We start from the raw sequence: 19,425 nt of genomic DNA, 5'->3' as shown, positions 1-19,425 counted from the left end.
GTTATTGTACTTTGTTTTGAAGTTTGTCTGACACTTTTGATGATTTATACACCGTAATCTTTCCATCTTCATCAACCATCAAAAACCGTGGAATTGTTTTTAGCTTTAAAAATTCACCAAGTGCTCCTTCTCCTTTTTTTTGAATGTAATAGTGTTGACCTTTTACAGGAACACTTTCTAAACCTCGTTTCCAATCATGATATGAATGATCTACTGATAAAAAAACATATTCTAATTCTGGATTTTTCTTTTGAAATAAAAGCACATCATCAAAACTTCGTTGGCTGTAAGGACAGTAAGTTGCAAAGATTTGTATCAACATTTTCTTACCTTTATTTTTCTCTAAAACTTCTTGAAGTGAAATTGGTTTTCTTTCTAAGTTCAGTAGTTCTTCATTCAGAGATGCTGGGGTAAATTCTTTTGGTTGAAATACAGCGCAGCTTGATAAAAAAGCTACAGTAATCAATATAAAAAATATTCTCATTCTATTGTAATCTTATTCGGGGATCTAACCAACTATATAAAATATCTACTAATATATTTATGATTATAAATAGTGTAGCAACTACTAAAACAGCACCCATAATTACTGGTAAATCGAGCGTGTTTAAAGAGTTTACTATTTCTTTTCCTAATCCGTTCCAGTTAAAAATATACTCTACAAAAACTGCTCCAGCTAACATCGAAGCAAACCATCCTGATATTGCTGTTATTACTGGGTTTAATGAGTTTTTCAACGCATGCTTTTTTATTACTTGATACATCGTTAAACCTTTTGCCTTTGCTGTTCTAATATAGTCTTGACTTAAGGTTTCTAACAATGAATTCCTCATTAACTGGATTACTACAGCTAACGGACGAATACCTAACACTATTGCAGGTAGCAGTAAATTTTTCCATTGAATATAAGTCTCTTCTCCAAAATCATCAACTTCATACAAGCTTCCTGTCATTTCCAAATGTGTATATTTATGTAATACAAATCCGAAAAACCAAGCAAACAATATGGCTGAAAAGAATGATGGAACACTCATTCCTAAAGTACTAACAACAGCAATTATTCTATCAAAAAAAGTATCTTTAAGTAACGCAGAGAATATCCCTAATATAATTCCTAAAAAAAGTGCAATCGTTATTGCTACTATTGCTAAAATTGCAGTGTTTGGTAAAGTTTCTTTAATTACTTCGGAAACATTTTTACCATTCTTTTGAAAGGATTGACGTAAATACGGAGTTTTTATAACCACTTCAGTATTTCCTGCCGAAAACAAGGATTGAGCGTTGTATTTCCCTTCAGATAAAAAAGTATAATTGTCTTTATTCTTACTATGAAATGACAACGGAGAAACATCATTCAAATAATACAAATACTGCGTAAATACAGGTTTGTCGAATCCGTATTTCTTTCGAATATTTTGTAACTGCTCGGTATCTTCTCTCTGGTCTAACATCATACGGGCTGGATCGCCTGGTAAGATATTAAACAGTAAAAAAATTACAGTAACTACCCCAAACAGTGTTAAGAAGCCGTAAAATATTTTGTTGATGACATATTGAAACATATATAACAAAGATAACAGAAACTGCTAAATTTATGTACTTTTGCCTAACTTTTACAACAACACATGACAACACAACAACTTGTATCTGAAATTCGAAAAAAGAAATCGTTTTTATGTATTGGATTAGATGTTGATTTAAACAAAATCCCAACACATTTACTTCAAGAAGAAGACCCTATTTTTTCCTTTAACAAAGCTATTATTGATACTACACATCACCTTTGTGTAGCGTATAAGCCTAACACCGCTTTTTATGAAGCTTACGGTATTAAAGGTTGGAAATCTCTTGAAAAAACGATTAACTACTTAAACGAAAAACATCCTGAGATTTTCACAATTGCTGATGCCAAACGTGGTGATATTGGTAACACCTCAACTATGTACGCTAAAGCTTTTTTTGAAGATTTGGCTTTTGATTCGGTAACTGTTGCTCCGTATATGGGAAAGGACTCTGTAGAACCTTTTTTAGCTTTTGAAGATAAACATACTATAATGCTTGCTTTAACTTCTAACCAAGGTGCTTTCGATTTCCAGACAAAAACAGTTGATGGGAAAGAATTATACAAACAAGTTATTGAAGCTTCTAAATCTTGGATAAATTCACAAAACTTAATGTATGTAGTTGGTGCTACTAAGGCTGAATATTTAGCTGACATTAGAAAGATTATTCCTGAGAGTTTTTTATTAGTTCCTGGAGTTGGTGCTCAAGGAGGAAGTTTAGAAGAAGTTTGTAAATATGGAATGACTAATACCATTGGGTTATTAATTAATTCTTCTCGTGGAATTATTTATGCTTCTAACGGAAATAATTTTGCTAAAGCCGCAGCTACAAAAGCTGAGGAGCTACAAAAGCAAATGGAAACTATTTTAAAATAATAGAAAGCCAAGGTTAATGACTCCTTGGCTTTTTTTTATAATTTACCTCATACACCCTAGAGTTAAATAAGTGGACTTCGTCCACTTATTTAAGAAACCAAAAGAGAGAAATCTGACAGATTAACATCGTCTTTCTCTACAATCTGACTTAAGCATTTCATCTACTGTCGGATTATCTTCAGATGTAATTGGCCTAGAACAATCTACACAATATTTATATCCTTCAACCCAAAAAGTATAGGCAAACCCTCCATTAATAGATTTTTGCTCTTCTTTGTTTAGAATAGTACCTAAGTTTAAAATATTTTTTAACTTAATAAAAAAATTAGAGTTAATATCTCTAAAAATAAAGAAAAATCTTGTTATAAACAAAAACGTTAAATAAAAACAATAAAAGAAAGCCAAGGTTAATAACTCCTTGGCTTATAATCAATTCAAGTAATTACATTAAATGAAAACAAAAATTTAATGTAATTAGCTTCTTATTCTATTCACAACTCTTTTAATTTTGATCACTTGGTGTTATATTTGGATTGGCATTAATTTCTGCTTGAGGAATTTTAAAAATCCAATCGTCATTTAAAGAAGGTTTTTCTATCTGATAAGCTCCCTGATAAAGTACCGCTGAAGCTCCTGAACCTCCATCAGCTCCATGATCTATTCCTTCATCCCAGCGGATTTTATCTGTGTATCCAAACCCTTCTCCCCATAACTCTACTCCTCTTTGAAACTTTATATGATCCATTAAAGATTCTTGTGTATTATAAACTGTTACATCATAAGCACTATCACGTTCTTCACCTAATGGTTTTAAAGCATTTTGTGCTCCTGTAATATCGTTCATCATTGCTTTTGCTTCAGCTTCAATTAAATACATTTCTGAGGCACGCATATAAATTATATCGTCAGGATCTGTAGATCCAGGGCTCTTATTCTTTAATTTAAAATGCATATAAGGATGTTGGTTAAAGCTATTCGTAATACCATGCTCTGCATTTATTTCTGCTCTTCTAGTATTATAGGCATCTAAATCAGTTGCATAATTAGGGTCTTTTGGTAACCCTGTATCTGGGTGAAGCCCCCCTTGATTATTTGAAGCTGATGAATTGGTGTTTGGTGCATCTATGATAAACACATCTTTTCTATAATCTGTATCAGGAATTGCATCAATCAACCTTCTGTCAGCTATTTTTGGATTGTTCCTAATTTGAGCTCCATTAAATGTATTACTAGCTAGGTAAAAGTAAGAGCGAAAAAATACTGTTTCAGTTTGAATAACATTACTTCCCCAAATAACTTCTGAAAGGTCATTTGTATTAAATCCTTCTTTCCATTCAGATTCATTCATCAACGGGTAATTTTGACGTGCAGCAGCTGCTCCATCTGCAGCTGTTTGCCAATCTCCTTTAGAAAGAGCCCATCTAGCTTTCAGTCCATAAGCTACATCTATATTCAACTGAGATTTTACTTCTGGTCCTCCTGAAGGTCTTGGAGTACCTTTTTCAAAAGCTTTGATAGCTTCTTCTAAATCGTCACCAATTTGAACATAAATTTCTTCTACTGTTGATCTCGGTTGACTAGTAAAAGGTGATTCTGAAGAAAAAAGTAAAGGTACTCCAGGATCAGTACTTGGATTACCTATTAAATACCCTTTCGCATAATGCTGAATTAACGAGAGGTATGCGTAAGCTCTATAGGTGTAGGCTTGACCTAAAATAGAGTTCAGTTTAGAAGTCTCAGTTAAATTTCCTTCGTTTATTCCGTTAATTAACAAATTTGCATGTAAGATAATATTGTATCTATGATACCATAATAATTCATTCGTTAATGAGGTTTGAACGGTATGTGAGTTCCATTGCATTTCTGTTCTCCAACGTAAATTATTAGCATTAGCACTATGAATTAGTCCTCCCGATAAATTATCTCCTAATGGTATCCAATAGTGGTTCCCAGATCTATCAGAATCTCCTCCAGGAAATATTGTTTGAGACTGTGAAAATAGCCCTCGGTGTATACCGTTGAGAACTAACTGCATATTTCCTTCGTTAGCTAAAGCATCGGCTGCTGATATAGCATCCGTTGGTGTTCTTTCAATGTAATCTTCTTTACATGACACCATCGTTAAAACAATGGCACCTAGTAATATGTATTTTAATTTATTTATCATCATAATTATTATTTTTAAAATGAAACTTTAACACCGAAAGAAATAATTCTAGCTGGTGAAAAATCATTTGCACTTGGAGTACCTGCTATATTGTATTGAGGGTTTAATCCTTTTCTCTTACTTTTTAAGAATAAATTTTCTCCAGACAAATTGAATCTTATATTATCCATTTTAAGTGACTCTACTACTTTTTTATCTAGTGTATAACCTATATTTACATTTTTTAACGCCCAAAAAGAGGCATCTGTTAAAAACCTATCTGACTGAGTTCTTACCAAGTCAGGGTTTCCATTTTCTAACCTTGGAACATTTGTTATATCTCCTGGCTGTCTCCATGCATTTAATATATCTGGATGTAGTGCTCTTCCATAGGTACCACTATGCATTAAAGAAGAATATGCATTATCTAAAATTTTCCCACCAATTCCATAAGTAACTAAGAAATCGAATGATAAACCTTTGTAAGAAATTGAGTTAGAAATTGAGCCTAGCAAGTCTGGAATTGAAGAATCTCCAGTATAAGCTCTTTCAGTATCTTGCCAATCATTGGTTGTTTCAATGTTTCCTTCAGCATCTAAAACTGGTACACTTTCACCGTTTTCATCTTGCTCATACATGTAGAACAATTGATCTCCATTATCAGGATCTACACCAGCTGTTCTTAATAAGAAATAATCAAATCTTGATCTCCCTTCTGCCCAACGTTTTGAACCGTTTATAAACGGATCTGGTAACTTTGTTATTTCATTTTTAAAGGTTGAAGCCTGTAGCGTTAAATCCCATTTAAAATTTTCTGTATTGAAAAGATGAGCTGTTAAGCCTAACTCCCATCCTGAATTAAGCATGTCTCCTGCATTTACTGGAACTTCATTTAACCCATTACTTGCCGCAATTGGTAAAAGATAAAGTAAATCAGTTGAATTTTTCTTATAATACTCGATAGAACCATCTAAAAAGTTATTAAACAATCCGAACTCTAACGCAACATCAAAATTTTCAGTGGTTTCCCATACTAATTCATCATTTCCTATGTCTGTAAAAATAATTGCAGGATTCGCAGCGTTTGAAGTAATAGAAAACCTTGCTTGCGCCAAATAGCTGTCTCCCAAATTATCATTTCCTACTTCACCATAAGACGCTCTTAGTTTTAATCTATTTATGAAAGATACATTTTTCATAAAATTTTCTTGATCAATTCGCCAAGATCCTCCAACAGAATAAAAATCACCCCATTTGTTATCAGTAAAAACAGAGGTACCATCACGTCTAAAAGAACCACTCAAATAATACTTATTATCGAAATTGTAATTCACTCTAGTAAAATAACTTTCAATCGCTTTGTCATATGTGGCTCCACTTAAACGAACAATATTCGAAAAATTATCAAATTCGTAAATACCGTTGGCAGCTTGAACTGTTGATAGTCCACTTATATCCGAAATAGCTCTATCGTAACTTTCATGACCAAGTAACACGTCTAAATTATGGTTTCCAAAACTTTTATTGTAATTTAATAATTGAGTGAAAGTTTGTACTTCTCTTCTTGCACGTGTTTGACTTAATCTTCCATCTGGTTGAGCATCACCGATAACAGCATTTTCATACTCTCTTTCGTATTCTTCATTAATGTCTTTACCATAATTTAACTTAAACGTAAGATTATCAGTAACTTTTAAATCAGCAAAAAACCTGAAACCATATGTATTATTGTTATCACTTTCATCGTTTAATAAAAGTTCTTGTAATGCATGGCGCCCTTGATTAGTAGGTCTTGAACCTATATTGTACTCTGGAAAACCTTCTCCAGAATCAAATACAGGGTTTCCAAATTCATCTCTTACAATATTTCCTTGTAAATCATTTACATATACTGGGTAAACCGCCCCCATATTTTGTGCAAAACTAAATGGGTTTGCTATACTACCTTCTCCTGCAGAACTAGGGCCTCTTGCTTCGGTAGTTGCTATGTTTGCACTTCCCCCTATTTTAATTCTCTCACTAATATCGAAATCAGCATTCAACCTTGCTGTTAAACGGTTAAAGTTAGATCTTCTTACGTAACTATCTTCATCAAGATAAGAAGCTGAAAAAAAGACACTATGATCTTCCCCTCCTGCCGATACATTAACATTATAATTTTGTCTGTAACCAGTTCTTTGAAATTCATCAAACCAATCTAAACTCTTATAAATTACTCTTGCGTTAGGGTTCAACTTACCATCTACTCCCACAATTTGATTATTAGGCACATTGAATGGATTGTACCCCAATTGATTATAAATATTAGCACTTGCAAATGCAGGGTCTCCTCCACCTGCACTAGAATTCTTTAATGCTTCCCACATTGTTTCATAATACTGACCTGGAGATATTTGATTGTATAATGGTACTCCATTAGAAACTACACCACTCTGAGCGGAAATATTTACTTTAACACCACCCGATTTAGATCCTTTTTTTGTAGTTATAATAACTACTCCATTTGCTGCTCTAGAACCATACAGTGAAGTTGAAGCAGCATCTTTAAGTATAGTAAAAGAAGCTATATCTTCTTGGTTAATTGTGTTAAGTGATCCTTCATACTGAACACCATCTACAATATATAGAGGATCAGTATCTCCATTTAAGGTACCAACTCCACGAATAATTATTCCAGGTGAATCACCAGGTCCCGCAGCGGAAGTGAATTGGACTCCTGTAGCTTTACCCTCAATAGCTGCAATTGGAGAGGTTACATTACGCGTTTCTAAATCTTTAATTCCAATAACATTTGCTGCTCCTGTAAAAGCTTCCTTTGTAGTAGTACCATATGCTACGACGATAACCTCATCTAACAAACTAGCATCTTCTTCCATTTTAATATTTAAAACAGAAATTGCTCCAACTGTTCTTTCAGTAGTTTTTAACCCTACAAAACTAAAAACAAGTACGTCTCCTTGATTTACTTTTATGGCATACTTACCATCAAAATCTGTTTCGACGCCTTTAGTAGTTCCTTTGATGACTACACTAACCCCTGGTAGTGCTCCCGTTTGATCGGTTACAGTTCCTGTAACTGTTTTTTCTTGCGCTAAAATTGTCATACTCAAAAGCATGAACATTAGCATTAAGTAGTTTTTTAATTTCATTAATTATAGAATTAGTTTCACTTTAAAGTGAAATTTTAAAAATAAACACACTAAATCTACAAAAAAAACAACAGTACAGTTAATATATCTTTTTTTTAACATAAATAAGGTTAAAAAAAACAACAAAACACTTATAACTTTAAAATTTAAAAATAAAGAGTAAATTACAGAAAAAGACAGGTATAAAAACAAAAAAAGTCAAGGTTAATGACTCCTTGACTTTATAATTAATTAATTCAAATAATTACACCAATGAAAACAAAGTTGGTATAAGTTGGCGCAAATGTATTAAGCTTAACTCTTCGTTATTATAACTTTGATTTGAATTACCTCTTTTTTGAATTGAAAAACTATTACTTTAATATGAAAAGGGCTGAGTTAAAAAACTCAGCCCTTTTTATTAGGGGAATGTTCATACTTTTAAGCAGCTATTTCACCTAAAAATTAATTTATAAATGGGTTATTCTGAACTTCAGATTGTGGAATTTCAAGAACTAACCTATCATCATTATAAGGTATAGATTCTCCCATTAAATATGCATGGTTAGAACCTCTTGTCAATGTTGCTTTATTTCTTTTTAACGCAAAGAAACTTTTTCCTTCACCCCAAAACTCTATTCTTGTTTGTAAATAAATTTCATCTTGTAAAGCCTGTCCTGATAAAGCATCAATATACCCATAATCTGCAGCATCCTCATATCTCTCTGACAACAAATCTTTTAGACGATTTTTAGCCTCTACTTCTAATCCTTCTTTAGCAGCCATTTCTGCTGATAATAAATACATTTCATCAATTCTCATATAAATATAATCTGACTCAATATTTCGTTGGCCTCTGAACTTTTTAGCAGAGTGGTAAAACTTATTTATAGGCATCAAATAGCTTCCCGAAGTTGTATTACTATCAAACTGAGTTTTTCTAATATCTTTATCCTTTATAGAGTTAAATAAGCCTAAATCTATTTGTTTTAAATCTCCAAACGACTGATAACTAAATGTGTAATAATCCATTTGTCCCCACCATGATACTAAGTCTAATCCGTTGTCTATGGTAATGTCAACCCCCCACATCCAACTTGGGTTTTCAGCAACACTATTAAAACCTCCTGTAGCTTTCTCTTTAGAGGTTAAAGGAAACCCTCCTTCATTTATAACTTCCTCTGCTAAGTTTCTAGCATTAGCATTATCAGTACCAGTACCTCTTGAAGCATATACGTAAGCTAATAATGCTTTAGCTACATGCTTGTTTATTTGGTATTTTTCTTCTCTATTATAAGATTCTAAAAGAGCAATAGCTTCTTCTAAATCTTTTACCATTAACTTATACACTTCTTCTGTTGTACTTTGTGGTTGTGCATCAGAATTAGCTTCAGTATATATAGGTAATATTTTTGATGTAGGTGTATACTCAGGAATGTATAATTGAGTTAAATAGAAATAGCCATAAGCTCTTAAGGCTTTTGCTTGCCCCATTTGCTCTCTATTTGCATCTGTAATCACAGCATCAGCCCCCCCTAAAGATCTAATTACTAAATTACTAGAGTTAATTATTCTATAATAATACCTCCAAGCCATGTAATTTGGCTTATTAAATGTAAAGTCATTAGTAGCGATTAACTGCGCTATACTGCTATACCTGTTATAGACATTTTGAGCAAGAGCTAAATCTCCAGATAACATGTCACTAATAACATCATATCCTTTTTGTCCATAGTCTTCATGTACTCCTGGTAACCCACCTGTTTCAACTTGTAACATTGTTTCATAAATACCTCTTAAGGTACCATTTAAAACACCTGGGTAAATCTTCCCTGTCTCTGATACGTCTTCAACAGTAACATTTTCATTAGGGCTCTCCTCTAGAAAATCATCACTACAGCTTATTGAAAGAGCCATAACTGCTCCTAATAATATTGGTTTTATATATTTTCTCATATTGTTTTAAATTTAAAATTTAGCTCTTACACCAAAAGTAATTGTAGATAATGGTTGATAACGATATACGTCAGACGAACCTGTTTCAGATGTCATTGGGTTAAACCCTTTTCTAGCACTTAATAAAAATAAGTTATCTCCAGCTATCCATAAACTTAAAGATTTAACTCCTGAATTCTCTATAAAACTACTTGGTATAGTATATCCTAATCTAACATTACTTAAAGCTAAATAATCTGTTGATGTTATAAAACGTGAAGAAACAGAATTTACTTGAATGTTTCTATCACTAATTAATCTTGGTACACTAGTAATATCTCCTGGTTGTTTCCAGCTATTTCTTATATCTGTATGCCAGTTACCTGACCCAACCTGTCCGTTATCCATTAAGCTAGCATATACATTATCATAAGAGTGTCCTCCTAAACTATAACCAAACAAAGTACTTAATGTAAAGTCATGTACTTTAGCGTTTAATCTAAATGCACCTCTAATTTTTGGTATGATAGACTTATTTATATACTTCTGAGTAGCGTCACTATAAGTACTTGTTGTAGTTTTACTAATAGTATTATTTGGGAATTGGTTTTTGTATTCTGCTAAACTTCTAATACCTTCACCATCATCTATAGTTCCATTATTATTTGCATCGTGATAGTATTGATTCCAAAGAGGTACCCCTGTTTGTGCATCTACTCCAGCCCATTCTCTCATGTAATAATCAAAAAGACCTTTTCCTTTAGCTCTACCAAAACTTCCTGCGATATCTAAAAATTTTCTTTCCCCAGTTGCTGGATCGATAGGCATTTCAGTTAGCTCACTATTAAACATTTCTCCATTAATACCAAAATCTAACTTATAGTTTTCTTTTTCTATTAAATGTGCCGTTAAGTCAATCTCTACTCCTGAGTTTCTTAATGTTCCATCATTTACATCAACAAGACCATTACCTGATGAAGGAGGTAATCTCCTTTCGAAAATTAAATCTTCAGTATTCTTAACATAATAATCTACAGATCCTTCAAGTTTATTATTTAAAACAGTAAACTCCACTCCTGTTTGGAACATTTTAGATGTCTCCCATGTTAAATTAGGGTTTTGTATAGCATTTGGTCTTAATGAAATCTGTCCTCCTAGGTTACCTATTGTGTAACTATCTCTACCAGAGTAAATATCAACACCAGCTTGATCTCCTAAAATACCATAACTAGCCTTAAGCTTTAAAAAATTAATAAAATTTATGTCAGAGATAAAGTTTTCTTCAGATAAAATCCATGATGCTCCTAAAGACCCAAAAGTTCCCCATTTATCTTTAGCAAATCTAGATGATCCATCACGTCTTATAGCTCCAGAAAAATAATACTTTCTTTTGTAGTTATATGATACTTGTCCAAAATAACTTTCTAAAGCAGACCTAGTACTATAACCTGTTGAAGGTGAAGAAACTACCACATAGTTATTAGGATCTTTTAAACCACTTTGTAAATTAACAACTCTATTTTTACTTAATGTGCTAATCTGAAATTCAGACTGGTTAGTTTCATGTGCTACTAAAGCAGAAAGGTTGTGATTTCCAAAATTCTTGTTATATCTAAAAATATTTAAGAAGTTCTGGGTTAAAACACTTTCGTTTTCTTTGTATAAAGTTCCTCTTTGTTGAACAGCAAAGCCATAGAATGGATTCTGAACTTCATCATAAATTTGGCTATAATATTGAGCTCCATATTGTGTTTCGAACTCTAACCCTTCTAAAAGAGATACTTTAAATGAAAAATTACCATTTAATGAGTGACGATCAGAACCGATAAAATTATGTTGAGCATTACCTAAAGCATTGGTACCACCACCAAAACCTCTATCTCTATAATCGTATTGATTCCCTCCATATTTAGTATCTTTTACAAAATCACCATTTGCATCACGTAAAAACAAAGGGTAAATAGATGGAATATTATCTACATACCAAAAAATACTTCCTGAGTCATCAGATTGTCCATTTTCAATAGACTTGCCTAAAGTATAACCCACATTAGCCTTTGCTGTTAACCATTCTGCTGGTTTATGAGTAATGTTCAATCTTGATGCATATCTTTTATATCCAGAATTAATAGAGTATCCTTTATCATCTAAATAACCAAAAGAGCTAAAGTATTTAGTATTTTCATTACCTCCACTCATTTTAACATTTGCCTCAGTTCTTATAGAAGATTGGAAAGCATAATCTCCCCAGTTTTCTGGAGTATATTTTCTTGACACCCCAGATCTTACTTTCCCTGTAGTTGGGTCTATAATTTGAGAAACATCACTAGTAGTAAAGTAATTAAAAGCACTACTAATACCTCTTCTTGAGTCAAATAAATTTTGATTTGCATAAGCTGCTCCATCTATTGTTGGATCAATATCTAAACCTCTATTTGCCATTGCATGCCAAGATAATTCTATATACTCATCTGGAGATTTTATTACATCATACCTTGGTAATAATTGAAAATTAACTCCTGTTTTTAAATCAACTTCTACAGATGTTTTTCCTGATTTACCAGACTTTGTTGTAATCATAATAACACCATTTGCCCCTCTAGAACCATAAATAGCAGTTGCTGAAGCATCTTTTAATACTGTTGTAGAAGCTATATCAGAAGGGTTAATAGAGTTTATTGATCCTGAAAAAGGAACTCCATCTACTACATATAATGGATCTCTACTTCCATTTACTGAACCAAAACCACGAATACGAATAGTTGCTACAGTACCTGGTTGTCCTGAAGTATTAATTACATTAACACCAGCAACCTCACCTGCTAAAGCTTGAGACACGTTAGAAACACTTTTTGCTTCTAAGGCTTCTGCTTTCACCACTTTGGCTGTACCTGTAAAAGATTGTTTAGTTGTTGTTCCATAACCAACAACTACAATTTCATCTAATATGTTAGCATCTTCTTTCATTAAAACATTTAGTTCTGAGCCTGCTCCCACAGTTCTCTCAGTTACTTGCATTCCAACGAAACTAAAAACTAAAACATCTCCTGTCTTTGCTTTTAATGAATACTTACCATCAAAGTCTGTTTCAGTACCCATGGTCGTACCCTTTAAAATTACATTTACACCAGGTAAAGGTCCTGCACTATCAGACACCACTCCAGTGATTTTTTTCTCCTGTGCACTCATATTCAGTAAAAAACCAAAAAAGAAGAATACACAGATCACATTTTTTAAATGTAGATTCATAAATTATTAAATTTTTATTAATTAACAGTTGTAAATCTAAAGGCTATAAGTTTTTGCTAACACCTATTTGAAGTTAACAACCCTTAATTTGATGTGAGAAAACAGTTTTGAGAAGTCAATAACAAGCTTACTAAAAACAGCAAGATGTTAATTAATGTTAATTTTTTTTTAAACCTCATTATTTAGCTTCCTTTTAAAGGTTTTCTTCATTATTTTTGCAACATTAATCAACTAATTATTAATAAAGCAGTCTCCTTCAACTACCTTTTAATAATTACCAATCTAACTTTAACAAAAAACTCTAGTTTTAATAAAACTTCAACTACAGTTAGACAAGCATTTAATTAGGGCTATCCCTTATATGGCTGTTATAGTTTTTGGAAAACAAAATGTAAATGAAAATATCAATTTTAATTGTTGACGACGAAAAAACTGCTAGATCTAGGTTTAAAAAATTAGTAAGCGATTATAGTTTTATAGAAATTGTTGGTGAATGCTCCAATGGCCTAGATGCTATAAAGAAAATCAATACTTTAAGTCCGGATGTTGTTTACCTTGATACAAAAATCAACGATATGACTGGGTTTGATATTATAGAGAAAATCACCCTTTCCAAAAAGCCAATTTTTATTTTTACTGCTTCTTCAAATGAACATGCTGTAAAAGCCTTTGATTATTTTGCTTTTGACTATCTCTTAAAACCGTTAAAAGAAGATCGTTTTTATGCCTCAATTAAAAAGGTTATCGATTATAAAAAAATAGAAAAGCTTTCAGACTTAGACAACATCTTAGACCTTGTAAAAGAGAAGACTCCTATTGAAATACCAGTAAAGGGTACTAAAATTAATATTAAATCAGGAAATAAGATAATTTTCTTAGAGCGAAACTCTATTAAGTATATCTCTGCCTCTGGTTATTATGTAGAAATTTTCACTACTGATAATAAAAAGTACTTATTAAGAGAATCTTTATCTAGCATCATCAAAAGATTAAACTCAAACCTTTTTGTTAGAATACATAGATCTACAATAATTAACTCTAATTTTATTGATGAAATTATCACTTCTAATTATGGTGAAACAGATGTAAAAATTAACGATAATAAAACCTTCAGAGTAAGTAAAAGCTACAAAAAAGACTTTCAAGAACTTATGGGGGTTAAATAATAAACCTTTCTTTTTGAATCCTTATTTTTGCTTAATGAGCATTGATAAAAAATATAAAAAAATCATTTCTTTAGTTCCAAGTCAAACAGAACTTTTAGTTGACTTAGGACTTGAAGAGAACATTTTAGGCGTAACAAAGTTTTGTATTCATCCAACACACTTAACAAAAACAAAAACCATTGTTGGTGGCACCAAAAACATAAAAATTGACAAAATAAAAGAGCTTCAACCTGATATTATTCTTTGTAATAAGGAAGAAAACACTAAAGAAATAGTTGAAGCTTGTCAACAAATAGCATTTACCCATGTTTCTGATATTTTTACACTTACTGATTCTTTAGAATTGATTTCTTTATACGGAAGCTTTTTTGAAAAACAAACTGAAGCTAACAAAATGATTAGTGTTTTAAAATCTAAAATAATAGATTTTAAAAAATTTGTTGCAAACAAAAAAAACACTAAAGTAGCTTACTTTATTTGGAGAAATCCATGGATGGTAGCTGCGAATAACACATTCATAAACCATCTACTGGAACTAAATAGGTTTGAAAATGTTTATGCTAACGAAGAGAGATATCCTGAAGTTGACATAGAAGATATCCAGAATAAAAAAACAAAATTGATTTTATTATCTTCTGAACCTTTCCCTTTTAAAGAAAAGCATATTATTGAAATAAAAGAACACACAAATAACTCCACTCCTATCTTAGTTGACGGTGAATACTTTTCTTGGTACGGTAGTAGGTTGTTAAAAGCTTTTGATTACTTTAAGGAGTTACACAATAGGATTTGACATATCTTCATCTAAATATTTTATTCTATTTAGCTTTTCTAATATCTTCATTGCTTTGAATGCAGAGCGATCACTTTTACACTCATCTTCATACTTATAATCGTTAGCAGTCTCAACCAATCTACGGTATCTTTCTTCAAGATGTTTTCTATACCTTCGTAATTGATTAATTCTAGACATTTCTAATTGGGTTAATACTGATTATAAATATACATATTTATTTGATTTACAAACACATAAAACTAGCCCATAAATAAAAAAAGGGAAAAACCCCTTAATTATATATTACAAAACAAAAAAACTCTTGAAAAAATCAAGAGTTTTTTGTTTTTTGATAATAACTCTCATTATCTACCTGTTGTCCTGCAATGCAAATACCTGACGTAACAATGCCGTATCACGCAGACCTGCCTTATTACGTATCCCTTTTTCTTCAACTGCAATCATGGTAAATACCCCCTCTAAAGCTTCAGTAGTCACATAATCAGTTAAATCTGGATTTACTTTTTTTACGAATGGAATACTGTTATATTTTGAGATTAAGTTTGACCAAATTTTATCAGCTCCTACCTTAGCAAAAGAATTTTTAATCACTGGGTTAAACTCACTATACAAAGCCGATGTTGTTTTCCCTTCTAAATAAGAAGTTGCAGCATTATCAGCTCCTAATAAAATATTTTTTGCGTCTGCAAAGGTGATTTCCTTAACTGCATTTACAAAAATTGGTGTTGCTGTTTTTACAGCATCTTCAGCTGTTCTATTAATTGCTTTTAAACCCTCATCAGCTAAATTCCCTAAACCTATTTTTCTCAAACCTCTATCAACTGCCTGTAACTCTTCTGGCAATAAAATTTTCACCAAATTATTTTTATAAAATCCATCTTTCGAAGTTAACTTGGTTACCTGATGCTGAATACCATTATCTAAAGCTTGACGTAAACCATTACCTATTTGACTTTGTGATAATACTCCACCTTGTGGTAATTGATTTACCACTTTTTGTAATTCTGCACATCCCATAAAAGTAAGTGCAATAAAGAATATTGTAATTTTTTTCATATTTACTTGTTTGATTTTATTTATCTTTTAGAAACAATAAACTGATTATTGTCACATTTATTTGAAGCTATCCGTATTTTTATCATATCCATACGGACAGTGTTTACATCCACTTTTACAACAATATCCTCGTCGTAAATGGTATGCTTCTTTAAAAACCCTATATCCTTGTTCATTAGTATAATACTCATCAGGAGTAGGTTTTAATATCTTATTTCTCATATTACAAATATCATAAAAAAATACGTTAAACAGGTTTTATATTCCTGCTTAACGTATTTATATTAATCTTTAATAAAAATTAAATCTTACTTTTTACCATTAGGAGGATACTCCGCCATAATCTCACCTACAAACTCTTTAACACGAGCTTCTTTCCGTTCTACACTACTTGTTCTTAAAGCACCAGTACCTATTCCTTGCCATACCAATTCTTTCTTTTGAGCATCTAATAAATCAACAAATAATGTTCCTTCAGTATATTGAGAAACAGTTACAGGGCTTTGCCCATAATACCATGGGTAATAAAACCCTCCATAGTAATTATCGTTTACATTTATACGCTCACGAGATTTAGTAAACAAACTCACTAAAACATCTGGAGTAGCTGATTTTGTCATTCCTTTAGCCATCAACTCTGCTTCAATAGCACGCATAATACGTTTTTTATCTAAATCAGAAATTGGAGCTTTGTCAATCCCAGTCTTGTAAAACGCAAATGTTTTGTACTGATTAAAATCAGTTTGTGTATCGTAATCAGTTACTACTCTTACTGAACTACAAGAAGTAATTAGTAAGGCTACAATTGGTAAAAAAAGTAATTTTAAATTTTTCATTTTCTTAGAGTTTACATATTTTCTAATAATGCATCATCTACTAAGTTAGGAAGTGTTACTTTTAACTTCTTTTCAGCTTCCATGGCACGTTTAATAGCAAAAACAGCTTCGTTATTTCGTGCCCAACTACGTCTTGCAATTCCGTTATTAACATCCCAGAAAAGCATTGATTTTAAACGTCTTGATGCATCTTTAGAACCATCAAGAAGCATGCCAAATCCTCCATTAATTACTTCTCCCCAGCCTACTCCACCTCCATTATGGATAGAAACCCAAGTGGCTCCTCTAAAACTATCTCCAATAACATTATGAATTGCCATATCTGCTGTAAAACGAGATCCATCATAAATATTAGAAGTTTCACGATAAGGCGAATCGGTTCCAGAAACATCGTGGTGATCACGACCTAAGACTACTGGACCTATTTTTCCTTTCTTAATTGCTTTATTAAAAGCTTCCGCTATTTTCATACGTCCTTCAGCATCTGCATACAAGATACGTGCTTGTGAGCCTACTACTAACTTATTTTCTTGTGCTCCTTTAATCCACTGAATATTATCCGCCATTTGCTGTTGGATTTCTTCAGGAGATTTTTTCTTGATTTTCTCCAACACTTTACACGCAATAGCATCTGTTTTAGCTAAATCTTCTGGTTTTCCTGAGGTACATACCCAACGAAACGGACCAAAACCATAATCGAAACACATAGGCCCCATGATATCTTGTACATAACTAGGATACTTAAACTCTCTTCCTAAAGTCGGATTCGGATTCATTACATCAGCTCCTGCTCTGCTCGCTTCTAACAAGAAAGCATTTCCGTAATCAAAGAAATAAGTTCCTTTTTCTGTATGTTTATTAATCGCTTTTGCATGGCGACGTAAGGTTTCTTGTACCTTTTCTTTAAATAATTCAGGATTGTTAGCCATCATTTCGTTTGACTCTTCAAACGAAATATCAACTGGGTAGTATCCTCCTGCCCAAGGATTATGCAATGATGTTTGATCTGAACCTAAATCGATATACACATCTTCTTCAGCAAACTTTTCCCAAACATCCACTATGTTTCCTAAGTATGCTAACGAAACTACTTCTTTATTTTCTTTTGCTTTTCTAACACGTGCTACCAATTCATCTAAATCGGTAATTTTTTCATCAATCCAACCTTGTTCTAAACGAACCTGTGTTATTTTCGGGTTTACCTCAGCACAAACAGTAATACAACCAGCTATATTTCCTGCTTTTGGTTGCGCACCACTCATTCCACCTAAACCAGCAGTAACAAATAAATTTCCTTTAGGTTCTTTTTTAATCTTACGGAATCCGTTTAGCACAGTAATGGTTGTTCCATGAACAATTCCTTGCGGACCAATGTACATATAACTTCCTGCAGTCATTTGTCCATATTGAGTTACACCTAAAGCGTTGAATTTTTCCCAATCATCTGGTTTCGAGTAATTCGGAATCATCATTCCGTTAGTTACAACCACTCTCGGAGCATCTTTATGCGAAGGAAATAATCCCATTGGATGACCTGAGTACATTACCAATGTTTGTTTATTTGTCATCTGTGACAAATATTGCATGGTTAATAAGTACTGAGCCCAATTAGAAAATACTGCTCCGTTACCTCCATACGTAATTAATTCATGTGGGTGTTGTGCTACAGCATAATCTAAATTGTTTTGAATCATTATCATGATTGCTTTTGCTTGCTCCGACTTTCCTGGATACTCTTCGATAGAGCGTGCCTTCATTTCATAATCAGGACGCAAACGATACATATAAATACGCCCGTACTTTTCTAATTCCTCAGTAAATTCAGGTAATAATTCTTCATGGTATTGTTTATCAAAATAACGCAATGCATTACGTAAAGCTAACTTTTTTTCTTCTTCAGTTAAAATTTCTTTACGTTTAGGCGCATGATTTATAGTAGTGTCATACTCCTTTTTTGGAGGTAATGCAGTTGGTATTCCTTGTTTTATTTGTTCTTTAAAAGTCATTTTATACGTTTTTGAGTTTTCAATAAAAGCTTGAAAACTTGTTAGTTTTATGTGTATTGATAAGCGTAAAAATGAAGAAACTATGGATAACGGATATCTGCTCTGTGGTACTGAGCTTCAATCCTCTTCTTATATTTTAAAGTTAAAAAATCCATCTTCTTTGAAGTTTGCACAAATATAAGTTTATACAGTTAAAAACGGTACTTTTAAAAAGCATAAATTTTTCATCTCTTTTTATTTTTTCTGTTGTACTAACAATAAATTGTACCTTTGATAAGTTGTATTGCACAAATAGGTTTATGATATTTATTTCAAAACATATAATCCCAAAAGGTTTTTCTGGAATGACATTATACCCTTTTATCTTTTTAAAAAGAGAAGATTTAAAAGGTGATCCTGTTTTAATAAATCATGAAAAAATACACTTAAAGCAGCAATTAGAGTTACTAATTATCTTCTTCTACCTTTTTTATTTTTTAGAATGGTTTATCAAGCTATTAATTTATCAAAAAACATCATTAGCTTATAAAAACCTAAGTTTTGAGCGAGAAGCCTATCAAAATGAACATAATTTAGATTATATCACTACTCGAAAAAGGTGGGCATTCCTTTCCTATTTATAATTGTTAAAACATCCTACTTTTTTTTTAGATTTCCGTAAATTGCGTA

16 protein-coding genes are annotated in these 19,425 nt (G+C 32.1%); 4 read left to right on the top strand and 12 right to left on the bottom strand.

From position 1 onward, the window contains the following. Position 1 precedes the first annotated feature (1 nt). Both C7448_RS05175 and C7448_RS05170 read right to left on the bottom strand, forming a co-directional pair. Complete coding sequence (locus C7448_RS05175; protein WP_115900308.1) at positions 2-484, bottom strand: TlpA family protein disulfide reductase; 483 nt, start codon at positions 482-484, stop codon at positions 2-4. A 1-nt stretch (position 485) separates the two neighbouring features. Next, entirely contained in the window at positions 486-1,562 is a 1,077-nt protein-coding gene (locus C7448_RS05170) for an ABC transporter permease (RefSeq protein WP_115900307.1), read from the bottom strand. Between the two features lie 63 nt (positions 1,563-1,625). Between C7448_RS05170 and pyrF the strand changes: the two genes are divergently transcribed. Then, complete coding sequence (pyrF, locus tag C7448_RS05165; protein ID WP_115900306.1) at positions 1,626-2,438, top strand: orotidine-5'-phosphate decarboxylase; 813 nt, start codon at positions 1,626-1,628, stop codon at positions 2,436-2,438. A 120-nt stretch (positions 2,439-2,558) separates the two neighbouring features. Here pyrF and C7448_RS05160 read toward each other — a convergent pair whose 3' ends face one another. The 5 genes from C7448_RS05160 to C7448_RS05140 form a co-directional block, all read right to left on the bottom strand. Beyond that, positions 2,559-2,810, bottom strand: a complete 252-nt coding sequence (locus C7448_RS05160; protein ID WP_115900305.1) for a hypothetical protein — start codon at positions 2,808-2,810, stop codon at positions 2,559-2,561. 130 nt (positions 2,811-2,940) lie between these two features. Then, entirely contained in the window at positions 2,941-4,605 is a 1,665-nt protein-coding gene (locus C7448_RS05155) for a RagB/SusD family nutrient uptake outer membrane protein (RefSeq protein WP_115900304.1), read from the bottom strand. Positions 4,606-4,619: 14 nt separating this feature from the next. Beyond that, complete coding sequence (locus C7448_RS05150; protein ID WP_115900303.1) at positions 4,620-7,733, bottom strand: SusC/RagA family TonB-linked outer membrane protein; 3,114 nt, start codon at positions 7,731-7,733, stop codon at positions 4,620-4,622. Positions 7,734-8,177: 444 nt separating this feature from the next. Continuing rightward, a complete protein-coding gene (locus C7448_RS05145) occupies positions 8,178-9,668 on the bottom strand; it encodes a RagB/SusD family nutrient uptake outer membrane protein (RefSeq protein ID WP_115900302.1) in 1,491 nt (496 codons plus the stop codon). A gap of 12 nt (positions 9,669-9,680) precedes the next feature. Next, positions 9,681-12,896, bottom strand: coding sequence for a SusC/RagA family TonB-linked outer membrane protein (locus C7448_RS05140; RefSeq protein WP_115900301.1), 3,216 nt, complete (start codon positions 12,894-12,896; stop codon positions 9,681-9,683). A gap of 395 nt (positions 12,897-13,291) precedes the next feature. On the opposite strand from C7448_RS05140, the gene C7448_RS05135 reads away from it, so the two are divergent. After that, on the top strand, positions 13,292-14,062 hold the full coding sequence (locus C7448_RS05135; protein WP_115900300.1) for a LytR/AlgR family response regulator transcription factor: 771 nt from the start codon (positions 13,292-13,294) through the stop codon (positions 14,060-14,062). Positions 14,063-14,096: 34 nt separating this feature from the next. After that, positions 14,097-14,855: an ABC transporter substrate-binding protein gene (locus tag C7448_RS05130; protein ID WP_115900299.1), complete on the top strand. Its 759-nt coding sequence runs from the start codon at positions 14,097-14,099 to the stop codon at positions 14,853-14,855. Here C7448_RS05130 and C7448_RS05125 read toward each other — a convergent pair. The 5 genes from C7448_RS05125 to C7448_RS05110 form a co-directional block, all read right to left on the bottom strand. Next, complete coding sequence (locus C7448_RS05125; protein WP_115900298.1) at positions 14,838-15,035, bottom strand: hypothetical protein; 198 nt, start codon at positions 15,033-15,035, stop codon at positions 14,838-14,840. The two genes, C7448_RS05130 and C7448_RS05125, sit on opposite strands and share 18 nt — an antisense overlap. A 171-nt stretch (positions 15,036-15,206) precedes the next feature. After that, positions 15,207-15,914 carry a DUF4197 domain-containing protein gene (locus C7448_RS05120; protein ID WP_115900297.1) on the bottom strand — a complete coding sequence of 236 codons (708 nt, stop codon included), beginning with the start codon at positions 15,912-15,914 and terminating at the stop codon, positions 15,207-15,209. A 57-nt stretch (positions 15,915-15,971) separates the two neighbouring features. Then, complete coding sequence (locus C7448_RS15780; RefSeq protein WP_159432107.1) at positions 15,972-16,136, bottom strand: DUF5522 domain-containing protein; 165 nt, start codon at positions 16,134-16,136, stop codon at positions 15,972-15,974. Between the two features lie 86 nt (positions 16,137-16,222). Next, positions 16,223-16,750, bottom strand: a complete 528-nt coding sequence (locus C7448_RS05115; protein WP_115900296.1) for a DUF4136 domain-containing protein — start codon at positions 16,748-16,750, stop codon at positions 16,223-16,225. A gap of 11 nt (positions 16,751-16,761) precedes the next feature. Then, entirely contained in the window at positions 16,762-18,756 is a 1,995-nt protein-coding gene (locus C7448_RS05110) for a urocanate hydratase (protein ID WP_115900295.1), read from the bottom strand. Between the two features lie 299 nt (positions 18,757-19,055). Here C7448_RS05110 and C7448_RS05105 point away from each other — a divergent pair, with 299 nt between their 5' ends. Beyond that, entirely contained in the window at positions 19,056-19,379 is a 324-nt protein-coding gene (locus C7448_RS05105; protein WP_115900294.1) for a hypothetical protein, read from the top strand. Positions 19,380-19,425 lie beyond the last annotated feature (46 nt).

The organism is Tenacibaculum gallaicum, assembly GCF_003387615.1.
In the GTDB taxonomy this organism is placed as follows: Bacteria; Bacteroidota; Bacteroidia; order Flavobacteriales; family Flavobacteriaceae; genus Polaribacter; species Polaribacter gallaicus.
This window is presented reverse-complemented; position numbering and strand designations above follow the sequence as displayed.

Bases quoted from the DNA above. Each gene is read 5' to 3' on its own strand.
- C7448_RS05175 (WP_115900308.1), bottom strand. From the start codon at position 484: ATGAGAATATTTTTTATATTGATTACTGTAGCTTTTTTATCAAGCTGC.
- C7448_RS05170 (WP_115900307.1), bottom strand. From the start codon at position 1,562: ATGTTTCAATATGTCATCAACAAAATATTTTACGGCTTCTTAACACTG.
- pyrF (WP_115900306.1), top strand. From the start codon at position 1,626: ATGACAACACAACAACTTGTATCTGAAATTCGAAAAAAGAAATCGTTT.
- C7448_RS05155 (WP_115900304.1), bottom strand. From the start codon at position 4,605: ATGATAAATAAATTAAAATACATATTACTAGGTGCCATTGTTTTAACG.
- C7448_RS05150 (WP_115900303.1), bottom strand. From the start codon at position 7,733: ATGAAATTAAAAAACTACTTAATGCTAATGTTCATGCTTTTGAGTATG.
- C7448_RS05145 (WP_115900302.1), bottom strand. From the start codon at position 9,668: ATGAGAAAATATATAAAACCAATATTATTAGGAGCAGTTATGGCTCTT.
- C7448_RS05140 (WP_115900301.1), bottom strand. From the start codon at position 12,896: ATGAATCTACATTTAAAAAATGTGATCTGTGTATTCTTCTTTTTTGGT.
- C7448_RS05135 (WP_115900300.1), top strand. From the start codon at position 13,292: ATGAAAATATCAATTTTAATTGTTGACGACGAAAAAACTGCTAGATCT.
- C7448_RS05130 (WP_115900299.1), top strand. From the start codon at position 14,097: ATGAGCATTGATAAAAAATATAAAAAAATCATTTCTTTAGTTCCAAGT.
- C7448_RS05125 (WP_115900298.1), bottom strand. From the start codon at position 15,035: ATGTCTAGAATTAATCAATTACGAAGGTATAGAAAACATCTTGAAGAA.
- C7448_RS05120 (WP_115900297.1), bottom strand. From the start codon at position 15,914: ATGAAAAAAATTACAATATTCTTTATTGCACTTACTTTTATGGGATGT.
- C7448_RS15780 (WP_159432107.1), bottom strand. From the start codon at position 16,136: ATGAGAAATAAGATATTAAAACCTACTCCTGATGAGTATTATACTAAT.
- C7448_RS05115 (WP_115900296.1), bottom strand. From the start codon at position 16,750: ATGAAAAATTTAAAATTACTTTTTTTACCAATTGTAGCCTTACTAATT.
- C7448_RS05110 (WP_115900295.1), bottom strand. From the start codon at position 18,756: ATGACTTTTAAAGAACAAATAAAACAAGGAATACCAACTGCATTACCT.
- C7448_RS05105 (WP_115900294.1), top strand. From the start codon at position 19,056: ATGATATTTATTTCAAAACATATAATCCCAAAAGGTTTTTCTGGAATG.